This window comes from Kribbella sp. NBC_00359, assembly GCF_036097425.1.
Classification (GTDB): domain Bacteria; phylum Actinomycetota; class Actinomycetes; order Propionibacteriales; family Kribbellaceae; genus Kribbella.
Genome location: NZ_CP107975.1, coordinates 4,111,626 through 4,126,489 on the forward strand (window position 1 = coordinate 4,111,626; position 14,864 = coordinate 4,126,489).

Consider the following 14,864-nt stretch of genomic DNA (forward strand, 5'->3'; position numbering starts at 1 on the left):
GGGTCCCCGGTTAGGGCTGTTACGATATGGGGGACCACCCCGTTTAGCAAGGGACTTGATCATGCGGGCTGACGCGCAGCGGAACTACGACCGGATGGTCGCGGTCGCCGCCGAGGTCGTCGGGGAACAGGGTGCCGAGGCTTCGCTGGAGGAGATCTCACGCCGCGCCGGGGTCGGTTCAGCCACCTTGCACCGTCACTTCGGCGGCCGGGGCGCCCTGCTCGAAGCGGTCTTCCAGAACAGCATCGACGCGGTCTGCGCGCGGGCCGACGAGCTCCAGGATCATCCGGAACCCCTGCAGGCGTTGACGATCTGGCTCCACGACCTGGTCGGTCACATCACGACGAGCCGCGGTCTCGGCCCGGCGTTGAAGCTGAGTGCCGAGCGGGGTTCGCAGTGTCACGCCCGCATCCTCGACGCCGGCCGGAGTCTGCTGGTGCGGGCTCAGAAGGACGGTGCGGTGGCGGACGACGTGGCGGTCGACGACCTGCTGAAACTGGTGAACGGCATCTCGCTGGCGAGCGACCAGGACACCGCCCAGGCCGGCCGTCTGCTCGACCTGGTTATCCGGGGCGTGGCATCCGGCCGGGGCGAATAGACTTCGTTCCCGGAAACCCCTCCGGAAGATGGCTCGAGGTTCGCTGTGCTCACCATGCAGGACGCGCTGCTGGCGCTGACGAAGTACTGGACCGACCGCGGCTGCATGATCGTGCAGCCGTTCAACACCGAGGTCGGAGCCGGGACGCTGAACCCGGCGACGATCCTGCGGGTGCTCGGTCCCGAGCCGTGGCGGGTCGCGTACGTCGAGCCGAGTGTCCGGCCCGACGACAGCCGCTACGGCGAGAACCCGAACCGTCTGCAGACCCACACCCAGTTCCAGGTGGTGCTCAAGCCGGACCCGGGCAATCCGCAGGAGCTGTTCCTGGCCAGCCTGGAAGTGCTCGGGATCGACATCCACGCGCACGACATCCGGTTCGTCGAGGACAACTGGGCGAACCCGGCGACCGGCTCGTGGGGTCTCGGGTGGGAGGTCTGGCTGGACGGCCTGGAGATCACCCAGTTCACGTACTTCCAGCAGGCCGGCGGCATGACGCTGGACCCGGTGTCGGTGGAGATCACCTACGGCATCGAGCGGATCATGATGGCGCTGCAGGGCGTCTCGCACTTCAAGGACATCTCCTACGCCCCGGGCATCTCGTACGGCGAGGCGTTCGGCCAGGCCGAGTACGAGATGAGCCGGTACTACCTGGACGACGCCGACGTCGAGTCGCAGAAGCGCCTGTTCGAGGAGTACGCGCACGAGGCCCGCCGGATGATCGACGACCGGCTCCCGGTGCCCGCGCACATCATGGTGCTGCGCTGCTCGCACACGTTCAACGTGCTCGACGCCCGCGGCGCCGTGAGTACGACGGAACGCGCCAAGGCGTTCGGCCGGATGCGGACCCTGGCGCGCGAGGTCTCGCGCCTGTGGGCCGAGCGCCGCGCCGAGCTCGAGTACCCGCTGGGGATCGCGGAGCTGCCCGCGGCGGCGCCGGAGCCCACCGAGTTCCCGGCCGGCAGCGGGACCCGGCAGCTGACCTTCGAGATCGGCACCGAGGAGATGCCGCCGTCCGAGGTCACCAAGACCGCCGAGGCCGTGAAGAACGCTCTGACCGAGAAGCTGGCCGCGACACGGCTCGGCCATGGCGACATCACGACGTACGCGACGCCGCGCCGGGTGATCGCGTTCGTCGCCAGTGTGCAGTCCGGTGAGCCCGACGCCGAGCGGGTCGTGCGCGGCCCGCGGAAGTCGGCCGCGTACGACGCCGACGGCAACGTCACCAAGGCCGCCGCGGGGTTCGCCCGTGGTCAGGGTGTCGACGTCAGCGAGCTGCACGACCTGGACGTCGACGGCGTCGAGTACGTCGCGGTGACCAAGCCGGACCCAGGTCGCGGGGCCGCCGAGGTGCTGAGCGGCGTACTGAGCGAGATCGTCACCGGACTGCGGTCGGACAAGAACATGCGCTGGAACGACGCCAAACTGTCGTTCACCCGGCCGATCCGCTGGCTGGTCGCGCTGCTGGGCGACCAGGTGGTCCCGGTGTCGGTGTCGACGCTGGCCGCCGGCCGGATCACCCGCGTTCACCGCAACGCCGCGCAGCCGAAGGTGGAGATCGCCGCGGCCGAGGGGTACCTGGACCTGCTCCGGATCCACGGCATCGAGGCCGACCCGGCCCGGCGGCGCGAGCAGATCGTGACCGCGGCGCGCGAGCTGGCCGAGGGCGCCGGCGGCACGATCGACGTCGAGGGCGAGGCCGCACTGGTCGACCAGATCGTCAACCTGGTCGAGGAGCCGGCCTCGATCCTCGGTGGCTTCTCCGCCGACTACCTGGAGCTGCCGGCCGAGATCCTCACCACCGTGATGCGCAAGCACCAGCGCTACCTGCCGGTTCGGGACGCCGACGGCAAGCTGCTGCCGCACTTCGTTGCCGTGGCCAACGGTTCGGTCGACGAGGATGTGGTCCGCGGCGGCAACGAGGCCGTGCTGCGGGCGCGTTACGAGGATGCGGCGTTCTTCTGGCGGGCCGATCTGGAGACGTCGCTCGAGGACATGAAGAGCGAGCTGGAGAAGCTGGCCTTCGAGGAGCGGCTCGGTTCGATGGCGGACCGGGCCGGGCGGATCGGCCGGATCGCGCTGTCGCTGGCGTCGACGGTCGAATTGGGTGACGACGACCTGACCACGCTGAAGCGGGCGGCTGAGCTGGCGAAGTTCGACCTCGGGTCGCAGATGGTGGTCGAGCTGACCAGCCTGGCCGGCACGATGGCCCGCGAGTACGCGCGCCGGGCAGGTGAGACCGAGGGCGTCGCACAGGCGCTGTACGACATGGAGCTGCCGCGGTCGGCAGGTGACCCGGTGCCGTCGACGAGTCCGGGTGCGCTGCTGGCGCTCGCGGATCGCTTCGACCTACTGGCGGGGCTGTTCGGCATTGGCGCGAAGCCGACCGGTAGCTCGGACCCGTTCGCGCTGCGTCGTGCGGCTGCCGGCGTGGTCGCGATCCTGCGCGAGCACCCGGAGCTGCGGGCGATCACGCTGCCCGTCGGTCTGCAGGCCGCCGCGGCGGAGATCGGTGCCCAGGGCATCGACGTACCGGCGGAGTCGCTCGACGAGGTGGCCGAGTTCACCGTCCGGCGCTACGAGCAGCAGCTGCTCGACCGTGGCGACGACCACCACCAGGTCGCCGCAGTGTTGCCGTTGGCAACGGCTCCGGTAGTCGCGGACGAGACGCTGGCGTCGCTGCAGCAGCTGGTCGGCGGCACCGACTTCGCCGACCTGGTCGCCGTGCTCCAGCGGGTACGGCGGATCGTCCCGGAAGGCACCGAGGCGTCGTACGACGCGAGCAAGCTGACCGAGCCCGCCGAAGTGGTCCTGCACGAGGCCGTCCAGAAGGTCGGCCAGGCTCCGACCGCGCTGGCCGATTTCGTCAGTGCCGCCTCGGTCCTGGTCGAGCCCGTCACCACCTTCTTCGACGAGATCCTGGTGATGGCCGAGGACCCGGAGATCCGTGCCGCCCGGCTCGGTCTGCTGGCGACCATCAACGCCCTGGCCGCCCCGGTCCTCGACTGGCAGGCCCTGGGCACCAGCCTTACGCCGGGAGAGTGAGCAGGCCGCCGAGTCGTTCGCCGATCAGGCGGTAGCCGTCGGGCCCTGGATGCACATCATCGGCATACAGGGCCCGAGCCTCGTCCACGCTGAGCACGGTCCGCCCGTCGATGAGCTGGATGTCCGGATCCCGGCGCGCGCCGAGCTCGACACAGTCGCGTACGTCGTCCAGCGTGAGACCGACCGCGTTCGGTTTGCCCTCGCGGTTGGGCGCGACCAGGGGTGTGATCACCACGATCGGGGTCTTGGGGTGGCCTGCGCGGACTGTCGCGATGAAGGCCTCGATCTGGCCGGGCAACGTGCGGCCGCTGAAGGTTTCACCGCCGTAGATGTTGACGCCGAGACACAACGAGATCAGACGGGCCGGGAGGTCGCGGATGGTGTGGGCGGCGACCGGGTCGAGGTGGCACTCGCCGGCGAAGCCGAGTGAGAAACAGTTCCAGCCGTGCTGCCGGGCGACCAAGGCCGGCCACGTTTCGGACGGGCCGTAGGCGCCGCCGCACTGGGTGATCGAGCTGCCGTAGGTGACCCAGCGTGGCCCGGTCGGCGCCAGCGGCTCAGCGTCACCGTCGAATGTGAGCCCGCGGCTCGCGATCACGCCGAGTTGAGGTAGCCAGATCTCCACCTCGACCGAGCGACCTGGTAGCTCGACGGTCAGGCGTTGCTCACCCTCGCCGACAGCGCAGCGTGCGTGCAGTTCGCCGTCGACCAGGACGTCCACGGGCGCGATCGCTTTGGCGATACCGTGCGTCGCCCGGATCTCCAGTCCAACCGACGAGGCCGACGTACGCCAGGCTCCGCGCACGCCGGCGGGGGTCGCGGCGCGCTCCCAGAGCCGGTGGCCGGGGCGATCCGGTGACCCGGTCCAATCGGTCAGGCCGAAGTCGTGACCACGCGGATCGAGTCGCCAGAACGTCGTCCAGCCGTCCGCATCGACCTCCTGATGCTGGAAACCGGTCCACAAGGCCTCGCTCACGTTCGCCCTCCTCGGATGCCCCGGAGTGACCGGGCGACGGGTTGCGCGGCGGCGGAGGTGAGGCGCGAGACCGCGCGCGCACCGAGGCTGGCGTTCACATGGGCGAGCATGACCGCGGCGGCGGTGCCGGAGTCTCCGGCCGCGATCGCGTCGACCAGTGCGAGGTGCTCGGTGTGGGTGCGATCCAGATCCTCCTCGGTCCGGCCGTCCTCGAGAGCAAGCCTGCGGTACCTGTCGGCTTTGTCCCACAGCCCGTCCAGGGTCTGGACGAGCAGCTCGTTGTGCGAGGCCGAGTAGATCGCGACGTGGAACCGCCGGTGCGTGAGCAGCTCGGCCGACCCGGGGTCGGTCCGCAGCGGCCGCAGCCCGTCGGCCGTCTCCCGGATCAGCGCGAGATCCTCCCGGGTCCGCCGCTCCGCCGCCAGGCCGGCCGCCAACGGGTCGAGCGACCGGCGGATCTCGACCAGATCGCGCGCCTCCTCCGCGGTCAGCCGGGTGACGCGCGCGTCCCGATGCGCGTCCAGCTCGACCAGGCCCTCGGTCATCAGCCGGCGCAACGCCTCGCGCAGGGGTGTCGTGCTGATCCCGAGCTCGCGGGCCAGGTCGGCCTGCGGGATGACCGCACCGGGTCCGAGCCCGCCGCGCAGCACCTGGTCGCGGACGAGTTCGTAGGCGATCTCGGCCTTGGTCACGGGATCCTCCAGCTAGTTATAACGACCGGCTGGCTCAGACTACCTTGAGATCATGCCTTGAGACGAGATCTGCCGAACACTTGACGTGAGTCGTTATAACGACTCACACTCCTCACCATGGCTGACAACTTCCGGTTGGGTGTGCTGCTGGGTGACGGCATCGGGCCCGAGATCGTGCCCGCCGCCGTCCAGGTGCTCGATTCCGCTCTCGGCGCCGTCGGTGCGCCGGCCGTCGAGTGGGTGCCGCTCCCGGTCGGCGCCGCCGCGATAGACACCCACGGCAGCGCGCTCCCGGAGGTCACGGTCGAGACCCTCGACAAGCTGGACGGCTGGCTCCTCGGCCCGCACGACAGTGCGTCGTACCCGGCGGAGCATCGCGCGCAGCTCAACCCGAGCGGGTTCCTCCGCAAGCACTTCGATCTGTTCGCCAACATCCGCCCGGCGAAGGCCTTCGACGGGACGCCCGCGCTGCTGCCCGGGCTCGACCTGGTCGTGGTCCGGGAGAACACCGAGGGCTTCTACGCCGATCGCAGTACCTATCGCGGCACCGGTGAGTTCATGCCGACCGCGGACGTGGCGATCGCGATGGGCATCTTCACCCGTCCCGCGATCGAGCGGATCGCGCGGCAGGCCTTCGAGCTGGCGGTCCAGCGCCGCAAGCGTCTGACCATCGTCCACAAGGCCAACGTGCTCCGGACCACGACCGGCTTCTTCCTGGAGATCTGCCGGGAGATCGCCGCCGAGTATCCCGACGTCGCGGTCGACGACTTCCACATCGACGCGATGACCGTCCACCTGGTCCGGCACGGGGCGGACTTCGACGTACTGGTCACGGAGAACATGTTCGGCGACATCCTGTCCGACCTGACCGGCGAACTGGCCGGCTCGCTCGGGATCGCGCCGTCCATCAACGCCTCGCACGAGCGGGCGATGGCGCAGGCGGCGCACGGCTCCGCCCCGGACATCGCCGGCCGCGGCCTGGCCAACCCGACCGCGATGATCTCCTCCGGCGCGATGCTGCTCGACTGGCTCGGCAACCAGCCGGCCGCCGAGCTGATCGATCGCGGTCTCCGGGCAGCGGTGGCCGGAGGCGTCCGGACGGCGGACCTCGGCGGCACGGCCGGTACGGCGGAGTTCACCGCGGCCGTCGTCGAGTCGATCAACGGTCTCGCATGAACATCCAGTCACTGCGAGGCGTCGCGCCCGACCACCTGCCGCGGACTCTCCGGATCCTTCTGGAGAACGCACTGCGGCACGGCACGGCGAGCGACGTACTGCGCGACTGGAAACCGGGCGCGACCGGCGAGCTGGAGGTCTACCCGTCGCGGGTCTTCCTGCACGACACGAACGGCGTACCCGTGCTGGCCGACCTGGCCGCGATGCGCGACGCCATGGTTGCCCGCGGCAAAGACCCCGGACTGGTCGACCCGGTGATCCCGGCCGAGCTGGTGGTCGACCACTCGGTGATCGCGGACGTGTTCGGCCGGCCGGACGCGTTGCGGCGCAACGTCGAGCTGGAGTACGAGCGCAACGCCGAGCGGTACCGCTTCCTGCGCTGGGGACAGCGCACGTTCCGGCAGCTCGAGGTGGTGCCGCCGGGGTCCGGGATCATGCACCAGATCAACCTGGAGCACCTGGCCCGGGTGGTCGAGGAGCGCGACGGCTGGGTGTTCCCGGACCTCTGCCTGGGCACCGACTCGCACACCACGATGGTCAACGGCCTGGGTGTGCTCGGGTGGGGGATCGGCGGGATCGAGGCCGAGGCGGCGATGCTCGGGCAGTCGGTGTCGATGATGCTGCCGCCGGTGGTCGGCGTGCGCCTGACTGGTGCGCTGCCGGTCGGGACGACCGCGACCGACCTGGTCCTGACGATCACCGAGACGCTGCGGGCGCACGGTGTGGTCGGCAAGCTGGTCGAGTTCACCGGCCCCGCGCTGGCGGACCTGCCGGTGCCGGACCGGGCGACGATCGCGAACATGAGCCCGGAGTTCGGCTCGACCGCGGCGTACTTCCCGATCGACGAGCGCACGCTCGAGTACCTGCTCTTCACCGGGCGCACGCCGGAGAAGGTCGCGCTGGTCCAGTCCTACGCCCGCGAGCAGGGCCTGTGGCACGACCCATCCGTCGACCTGACGTACGACGAGTGCCTGGACATCGACCTGACCACAGTGGTCCCCTCCATCGCCGGACCTCGCCGGCCGCAGCAACGCACTCAACTGTCGACCGCCAAGCAGGCAGTCGAGCGTGAGCTGCCGGCCGGCCCACGCACCACGACCACCGTCGGGCACGGTGCGGTCGTCGTCGCGGCCATCACGTCCTGCACGAACACGTCGAACCCCGCGGTGATGGTCGCCGCCGGCCTGCTCGCCCGCAACGCCGTTGAGCGCGGTCTTGCCAGCAAGCCGTGGGTGAAGACGACGTTGTCTCCCGGGTCGCGCGTGGTGATGGACTACCTCGGCGACGCCGGGCTCACGCCGTACCTGGAGAAGCTCGGCTTCCACCTGGCGGGGTTCGGCTGTATGACCTGCATCGGGGCGTCGGGTGCGTTGATCGACGAGGTCGCCGAGGCGGTCCGGACGCAGGACCTCACCGTCGCGGCCGTGTTGTCGGGCAACCGGAATTTCGAGGGCAGGATCCAGGCCGACGTCCGGCTGAACTACCTCGCGTCGCCGCCGCTGGTGATCGCCTACGCCCTGGCCGGCCGGATGGACATCGACCTGCTCTCCGAGCCGCTCACCTCAGAGGGACCGCCGGTCTACCTGAAAGACCTGTGGCCCGAGACGGCCGAGATCGAAGCGGTGATCGGCCGCACGCTCAAGCCCGAGCTGTTCGATCGCGCGTACGGCGATCTGTTCGCCGGCGACGACCGCTGGCAGCAACTCGCTGCGCCGGCGGGTGAGACCTTCGCCTGGGAGGACTCGACGTACCTTCGCCGGCCGCCGTACTTCGACGTGCAGCCCGAACCTGGTGACTTGGTCGGCGCTCGCGCGTTGGTGCGGCTCGGTGACTCGGTCACCACGGACCACATCTCGCCCGCGGGTGCGATTCCGCCGGACAGCGTGGCCGGCCGCTACCTGTGCGACGCCGGAACGGACCAGCTGAACACGTATGCGTCGCGACGCGGCAACCATCAGGTGATGGTCCGTGGCGCCTTCGCCAACGTGCGGCTGCGCAACGCGCTTGCGGACGGCGTCGAAGGCCCGGTCACGCCCGGCCCGGACGGCGTCCTGACCTCGATCTACGACGCGGCCGAGGCCTATCGCGCGGCCGGCGTACCGATCGTCGTTGTCGCCGGCAAGGAATACGGCACCGGGTCGTCGCGCGACTGGGCGGCCAAGGGACCGGCGCTGCTCGGAGTGCGGGCGGTACTCGCGCAGTCGTTCGAGCGGATCCATCGATCGAACCTGGTCGGCCTCGGCATCCTGCCGCTGGAGTTCCTGCCCGGAGAGGGCGACGACCTCACCGGAACAGAGCCCATCGACATCCGGCTCGGCACGGACGGCTTCGCCACCGCGTGCTCTGCGGGCCGGGCATATCGGCTGAAGATCCGCCTGGACACACCTCGCGAAGTCGACTACTACCACCACGGCGGTGTGCTGCCCTACGTGCTGCATCGCCTGAGCGAAGGGCAGCCCTCGTGATCGCCTCGATCAACCCCGCCAGCGGGGAAGAACTCGTCACCTTCGACGCGTACGACGCGGACCGCGTCGACGCGCTGCTGACCTCCGCAGTGGTTGCCCAGAGCAACTGGCGGTGGACCGAGGTGTCGGAGCGGACCGATCTGCTCACCTCCCTGGCCGAAACGCTGCGGAGCCGGAAGGCCGAACTCGCCGCGCTGATCACCAGCGAGATGGGCAAACCGCTGACCGAGGCGGTCGCCGAGATCGAGAAGTGCGCGACCACGTGTGAGTACTACGCATCGCGCGCGGAAGGCTTCCTGGCCGCGGAGACGGTCACGCCCGACAGCCGGGTCGAGTTCGAGCCGCTCGGCGTCGTCCTCGCGGTGATGCCGTGGAACTACCCGTTCTGGCAGTTCTTCCGGTTCGCCGCGCCGGCCCTGGCCGCGGGCAACGGGGCGATCCTCAAGCACGCCAACTCGGTCCCGCGGTGTGCGCTGGCGATCGAATCCGTCCTGCGGGACGCCGGGATGCCGGCCGGGCTGATCGGGGTCGTCCTGGTCGAGACCGAGCAGGTGGCCGGCCTGATCGCGGACGACCGGATCGCGGCCGTCACCTTCACCGGCTCCACCGAGGTCGGCAGCATCATCGCCGCGCAGGCCGGACGGGCGCTGAAGAAACAGGTCCTCGAACTCGGTGGCTCGGACCCGTTCATCGTCCTCGCCGACGCCGACCTGGACGCGGCCGCGCGGACCGCCGTCACCGCGCGGTTCCTCAACGCCGGACAGAGTTGCGTCAACGCGAAGCGGTTCATCGTCGAGGAGTCCGTCGCCGACGAGTTCGTCGCCCGTTTCGGTACGGCGGTCGACCGGCTCGTCCTCGGTGATCCGGTCGACGGCGCGACCACGATCGGCCCGCTGGCCCGGGCAAATCTGCGTGACACGTTGCACGCGCAGGTTCGCCGTACGGTCGAAGCCGGCGCGACCCTCGTCCGGGGCGGCGACGTGGTCGACCGGCCCGGGTTCTACTACCAGCCGACCGTGCTCGACCACGTGCTGCCGGGGATGGCGGCGTTCGACGAGGAAACGTTCGGACCGGTTGCGGCGATCACACGGGTGCGCGACGCGGACGAGGCGATCCGGCTGGCGAACCAGACCGAGTTCGGACTGGCCGCGTCGTTGTGGACGCGGCCGGAGCGTGCCCGTGAGCTGACCCGGCGGCTGGACGCGGGGGCCGTGTTCGTCAACGCGATGGTCGCCTCGGATCCGCGGCTGCCGTTCGGCGGGATCAAACGGTCCGGGTACGGTCGCGAGCTGGGCGTGCACGGGCTGCGCGAGTTCATGAACACCAAGACCGTCTGGTCGGCCGAGCCGGCGCCGCGCTTGGTGATCCGGCCGGACGAGGTCGAGGTGTTCGACCGGGGCAGCGGCGTACGCACCGTTCCGTATGTCGGCGCCTGGAACTGTGGGCCGAACCGGGTCACCACCGGTACGACGGTCTTTGCCGTCGGCACCGAAATCCCGCTGCACTCGCACAACGTCGAGGAGTCGGTGCTGGTGTTCTCCGGCCAGGCGACCGCGGTGATCGACGGCGAGCGGGTCGACCTGGAGGCGGGTGACGCGACCTGGGTCCCGGCCGGCGTACCGCACCAGTTCATCAACCGCGGCGACGGCGAACTGACCATCTACTGGGTGTACGGCGGGCGCGAGGTGACGCGGACGATGACCGCGACCGGCGTGACCGTGGCGCACCTCTCGGCCGGGGACCGCGGCGCCGTTGCCGGGGCAAGAAAGTAACGAGTAGGCTGATGTAACAGGTGATGCAAAAGAACCAAGGTTACGCTCACCTCACTCCGGAAGGAAGTCCCCGAATGACCGCGGAAGTTGCGGAACAGCAAAGTCCCGAGATCCACCACTCGCATCGTGACGTCACCGGCGGCTGGCTGCGGCCCGCCACCTTCGGCGTGATGGACGGCCTGGTGTCGAACTTCGCCCTGGTCGCCGGTGTGGTCGGCGGCGGCGCGACCGGCAAGGTCGTGATCATGACCGGGCTGGCCGGCCTGGTCGCCGGCGCCTGCTCGATGGCCTCGGGCGAGTTCACCTCGGTCTCGTCCCAGACCGAGCTGATGAAGTCCGAGATCGAGGTCGAGCGGCGCGAGCTGCGGATCCACCCCGAGGAGGAGGAACGCGAGCTGGCCCGGATGTACGAGGCGAAGGGCCTGCGCCCCGAGCTCGCCGCCCAGGTCGCCCGCGAGCTGACCGCCAATCCGGAGGTCGCGCTCGACGTCCACGTGCGCGAGGAACTCGGGGTCGACCCCAACGACCTGCCGTCCCCGTGGGTCGCGGCCGGTTCGTCGTTCGCCGCGTTCGCGATCGGTGCGCTGATCCCGCTGATCCCGTTCATCTTCGGCGCCGCGAGCGTGCTGCCGGCGTTGCTGCTCAGCGCGGTCGGTCTGGTCGTCACCGGCGGCATCGTCGGCAAGATCACTGCCCGCCCGTTCTGGTACGGCGGCGGACGACAGCTGCTCCTCGGTGGGCTGTCGGCCGGTGTCACCTTCGTGATCGGCCTGGCCGTAGGGACCGGTTTGTCATGAATCTCGTCGTCACGGCCCTGGTGAAGCAGGTGCCCAAGGGTGATCACAGCGGACGTCTCGACGCGGACGGCCGGCTCGAACGGGCCGGCGCGATCGCCGAGATGAATCCGTGGTGCCGCCGGGCCGTGGCTCAGGCGGTCCGGCTGGCAGGGGAGTCCGGCGGTCGCAGTACGGCGATCACCATGGGTCCGCCCGCGGCTGCCGACGTACTGCGAGAAGCGCTGGCCTGGGGTGTCGACGATGCCTTGCACCTGACGGATCCCGCACTGGCCGGCTCGGACTGCCTCGTCACCGCTCGGGCGCTCGCGTCGACGATCGGACTGCTGGAGGATCGCCCGGACCTGATCCTGGTCGGCGCCAGCTCGGTCGACGGCAGCACGGGCGCGGTCGGTGCCATGCTCGCCGAGCTCCTCGGCGTCCCGTTCACCGGGCCGGTTCTCTCGCTGGAACCGGACGAGACCGGCCGAAGGCTGCTGACCACCGTTCAGTACGACACCGGCACCGAGCAGGTAGTCGTCGACCTGCCCGCAGTCGTGGCCGTCGCCGAGCGCTCCTGCCCGCCGGCCAAGGCTCCGGCCGATTCGTGGCCACCCGCCAGTGCGGTGCGTCGCGTCACCACTGCCGACCTCGCCCCCGGTCGCTGGGGTCTGCCTGGCAGCCCGACCAAGGTCGCCCAGGTCCACCCGGCGCCGTTGACCCGCGACCCGGTCATCTTCCGCGGTCGCCCCCAGACCCAGGCCAGCCGGGCTGTCACCGAACTGCTCGCCCGGGGTTGCTTCGAGGCGCCGACCGCGCAAGCGGCGGAAGTCGTGCCCACACCGCACCCCCTGGGGACCGAGGTGGTCGCCCTGGTCGGTCCAGGACCAGTGGCCGGCACTCGGGCGCTACTGGGAGCCGCCGCCGCGCTCGCGGTCCAGGTCGGCGGTGCGGTGACCGCAATAAGGACAGTGCAGAGCGACGAGGATCTCGCGCGGTGGGGCGCCGACAGTGTGGTGACGTTGAGTGCCGACGAGCCGCGTCCGGTGGCCGCTGTGTTGGCCGAGTGGATCGGCGAACGGTCGCCGTGGGCCGTGCTCGGAGCGGCCTTGCCATGGGATCGCGAGGTGTTGGCCCGGCTGGCCGTCGCCTCCGGTGCCGGGCTGATGTCGGACCTGGTCAGCCTGAGCGTCAAGCCTGGTACGACGCCGCGCCTCGCCGGACTGAAGCCGTCAGGCGGTGGAACGCTCGCGGAGATCGTCAGCCACGGCTCACCACAGATCGCCACGCTCCGGACCGGTCTCTTGCCGCTGCGCGAACCGCGTGCCGACCGCGAACTCACCGACCACCTGCTGCAGGTCCCTGCGGATCCGGCGATCCACCGGGCCGAGCGTCGTACCGGCAACGACGGCGACGCGCTGGACCGGGCCGAGGTGGTGATCGGCATCGGCCGGGGCGTGCAGCCCGAGACGTACGCCGAACTCGAGCCGATGCGCGTGCTCCTGGGCGCAGAACTGGCCGCCACCCGCAAGGTGACCGACGAGGGCTGGTTGCCGCACGGGCGCCAGGTCGGCATCACCGGACGGAGCATCGCGCCGCGGATGTACCTCGCGGTCGGCCTGTCCGGCAACTTGAACCATCTGGCCGGCGCGAGCCGGGCAGGGACCGTACTGGCCATCAACACCGACCCGGCGGCGGAGATCTTCGCGCAGTGCGACGTCGGTCTGGTCGCGGACTGGCGGGAGGTGATGCCCCACTTGGTCGATCGACTCCGCGTCGTCGTGGGCACCGGCAGATAACCTGTGCGGCATGGCGACGACCCGACGGACGAAGGCTGCGGTGAAGACCTCTGAGACCGAGGCCTGGCTGCTACTGATCTACAAGGTGCCGAGCGACTCGTCACGGGCGCGGGTGGCAGTCTGGCGGGAGCTGAAGCGGCTCGGCGGGTTCTACGTCCAGCAGGCCGTGTGCGTGCTGCCGGATCGCGACAACCTGCGGACCGGCATGGAGAAGGTGCGGGAGCGGGTCGCCGAACTCGGTGGCTCGAGTGTCTTCCTCACCCTCACCGACGTCGACGACGACGCCCGTGACCAGTTCGTCGAGGGCTTCCGGAGTCAGTCCGCCAAGGAGTACGCCGAGATCGTCGAGGAGTGCGAGACCAAGTTCGTCAAGGAGATCGAGTTCGAGCGTTTCCGCGAGAACTACACCTTCGAGGAAGCCGAAGAGATCCGTCAGGACCTGGAGAAGCTCCGCCGCTGGCTGGCCAAGGTGGAGCACCGGGACTGGATGGGTGCCGACGGCAAGGATTTGGCGAGATCCAAGGTAGCCGACTGTGAGCGGCTGCTGGAGGAGTTCGAGGCCGATGTGTACGAACGGACCGAGGGAACCGTCTGACCGGAGACTATGTCCGGCGTTGCGTGGTGCGCTTCGCCTTGGGCAGGGTCAGCAGTCCTTCATCCGCGAGCGTGTAGCCGTTCAGGTCCTCGCGCAGCTGGTTCATCCGTTCGGTGTGGTCGAGCGACTGCTCGCGGTCGCCGGCGGCCACGGCGATCGTCAGCGCCTCCAGCAGGATCAGTACGGTCGCCTGGCTGGTGAACGTGCCCGGACGGCTCATCGGTGCGGACAGCACGACGGCGACCTCGTCGCGCAACGCCTCGCCGAGCGTGTCCGTCAGCAGGATCACCGGTACGCCGGTCGCGGTGCAGTGATCGAGGATCACGCGGGTCTCGCGGGTGATCCGGTTGTGCCCGATCACGATCACCACGTCCTCGGCGGTGATCAGCAGCAGCCGGTCGGCCAGCCGGTAGCCGGTGTCGGACGCGGCCCGGGCCCGGTGCCCGATCCGGGTCAGATGGGTGGCGATGTACTCCGAGACCCCGTCGAGGCCGGCGAATCCGCAGATCACCGTCTCCCGGGCCTGGTCGATCAGCTCGACCGCCCGCCGGAACTCGGCGGAGTCGATGGACCGCTCGGCCTGGGTCAGGCGCTCGATGTGGTCGCGCAGGGTCGCGCTCAGCACGGCCTCCGGGCCGTCGCCGACCGTCTCCAGGCTGGCGCTCAACCGGTTCGCGGGGGTCAGCAGGCTCTGCAGATGCCCCTGGAGCGAACGCTTCAGGCCGGGCAGACCGTCGAAGCCGAGGGCCTTGGCGGTGCGGACGACGCTGGCGTCGCTGGTCCCGGTGGCGCGGCCGAGCTCCTCGGCGGAGGAGAAGGCTGCCTCCTGAGGATGGGTGGACAGGTACTCGGCCACCCTGCGCTCGGTCGCGGTGAGCGTCCCGATCCGGGCGGCGACCCGCTCCTGCAGGCTGGGTGGCTTGGGTTCCGCAACAGTCACGACGGCTCCTTCGCCTCGCAGGACTACTACCCGTAT

11 protein-coding genes are annotated in these 14,864 nt (G+C 70.0%); 8 read left to right on the forward strand and 3 right to left on the reverse strand.

Going from position 1 to position 14,864, the window contains the following annotated elements; all coding sequences use genetic code 11:
- Window positions 1–61 precede the first annotated feature (61 nt).
- Together OG876_RS20180 and OG876_RS20185 are read left to right on the forward strand one after the other, a co-directional pair.
- On the forward strand, window positions 62–598 hold the full coding sequence (locus OG876_RS20180) for a TetR/AcrR family transcriptional regulator (protein WP_328526434.1): 537 nt from the start codon (window positions 62–64) through the stop codon (window positions 596–598).
- A 54-nt stretch (window positions 599–652) separates the two neighbouring features.
- Window positions 653–3,640 (forward strand): glycine--tRNA ligase, encoded by a 2,988-nt coding sequence (locus tag OG876_RS20185; RefSeq protein ID WP_328526937.1) that lies wholly within the window; start codon window positions 653–655, stop codon window positions 3,638–3,640.
- Here OG876_RS20185 and OG876_RS20190 read toward each other — a convergent pair.
- Both OG876_RS20190 and OG876_RS20195 read right to left on the reverse strand, forming a co-directional pair.
- Window positions 3,624–4,616, reverse strand: a complete 993-nt coding sequence (locus OG876_RS20190; protein WP_328526435.1) for a GDSL-type esterase/lipase family protein — start codon at window positions 4,614–4,616, stop codon at window positions 3,624–3,626. The two genes, OG876_RS20185 and OG876_RS20190, sit on opposite strands and share 17 nt — an antisense overlap.
- Window positions 4,613–5,308 carry a GntR family transcriptional regulator gene (locus tag OG876_RS20195; RefSeq protein WP_328526436.1) on the reverse strand — a complete coding sequence of 232 codons (696 nt, stop codon included), beginning with the start codon at window positions 5,306–5,308 and terminating at the stop codon, window positions 4,613–4,615. The genes OG876_RS20190 and OG876_RS20195 overlap by 4 nt, the downstream gene beginning before the upstream one ends.
- 117 nt (window positions 5,309–5,425) lie before the next feature.
- Between OG876_RS20195 and OG876_RS20200 the strand changes: the two genes are divergently transcribed.
- The 6 genes from OG876_RS20200 to OG876_RS20225 all read left to right on the forward strand — a co-directional run bounded on the left by OG876_RS20200 (window position 5,426) and on the right by OG876_RS20225 (window position 13,888).
- A complete protein-coding gene (locus OG876_RS20200) occupies window positions 5,426–6,484 on the forward strand; it encodes an isocitrate/isopropylmalate dehydrogenase family protein (protein WP_328526437.1) in 1,059 nt (352 codons plus the stop codon).
- Window positions 6,481–8,949 carry an aconitate hydratase AcnA gene (gene acnA, locus OG876_RS20205; protein WP_328526438.1) on the forward strand — a complete coding sequence of 823 codons (2,469 nt, stop codon included), beginning with the start codon at window positions 6,481–6,483 and terminating at the stop codon, window positions 8,947–8,949. The genes OG876_RS20200 and acnA overlap by 4 nt, the downstream gene beginning before the upstream one ends.
- Window positions 8,946–10,721, forward strand: coding sequence for an aldehyde dehydrogenase family protein (locus OG876_RS20210; RefSeq protein ID WP_328526439.1), 1,776 nt, complete (start codon window positions 8,946–8,948; stop codon window positions 10,719–10,721). Before acnA ends, OG876_RS20210 begins: the two co-directional genes overlap by 4 nt.
- 74 nt (window positions 10,722–10,795) lie before the next feature.
- Window positions 10,796–11,518 (forward strand): VIT1/CCC1 transporter family protein, encoded by a 723-nt coding sequence (locus OG876_RS20215; RefSeq protein ID WP_328526440.1) that lies wholly within the window; start codon window positions 10,796–10,798, stop codon window positions 11,516–11,518.
- Window positions 11,515–13,293, forward strand: a complete 1,779-nt coding sequence (locus tag OG876_RS20220; protein ID WP_328526441.1) for an FAD-binding protein — start codon at window positions 11,515–11,517, stop codon at window positions 13,291–13,293. Before OG876_RS20215 ends, OG876_RS20220 begins: the two co-directional genes overlap by 4 nt.
- Window positions 13,294–13,303: 10 nt before the next feature.
- Complete coding sequence (locus OG876_RS20225) at window positions 13,304–13,888, forward strand: Chromate resistance protein ChrB (protein ID WP_328526442.1); 585 nt, start codon at window positions 13,304–13,306, stop codon at window positions 13,886–13,888.
- A gap of 7 nt (window positions 13,889–13,895) precedes the next feature.
- Here the strand turns inward: OG876_RS20225 and OG876_RS20230 are convergent, their stop codons facing one another.
- On the reverse strand, window positions 13,896–14,828 hold the full coding sequence (locus tag OG876_RS20230; RefSeq protein ID WP_328526443.1) for a MurR/RpiR family transcriptional regulator: 933 nt from the start codon (window positions 14,826–14,828) through the stop codon (window positions 13,896–13,898).
- Window positions 14,829–14,864 lie beyond the last annotated feature (36 nt).

Coding starts and splice junctions, on each gene's coding strand:
- OG876_RS20180 (WP_328526434.1), top strand. CDS start 62: ATGCGGGCTGACGCGCAGCGGAACTACGACCGGATGGTCGCGGTCGCC.
- OG876_RS20185 (WP_328526937.1), top strand. CDS start 653: ATGCAGGACGCGCTGCTGGCGCTGACGAAGTACTGGACCGACCGCGGC.
- OG876_RS20200 (WP_328526437.1), top strand. CDS start 5,426: ATGGCTGACAACTTCCGGTTGGGTGTGCTGCTGGGTGACGGCATCGGG.
- acnA (WP_328526438.1), top strand. CDS start 6,481: ATGAACATCCAGTCACTGCGAGGCGTCGCGCCCGACCACCTGCCGCGG.
- OG876_RS20215 (WP_328526440.1), top strand. CDS start 10,796: ATGACCGCGGAAGTTGCGGAACAGCAAAGTCCCGAGATCCACCACTCG.
- OG876_RS20220 (WP_328526441.1), top strand. CDS start 11,515: ATGAATCTCGTCGTCACGGCCCTGGTGAAGCAGGTGCCCAAGGGTGAT.
- OG876_RS20225 (WP_328526442.1), top strand. CDS start 13,304: ATGGCGACGACCCGACGGACGAAGGCTGCGGTGAAGACCTCTGAGACC.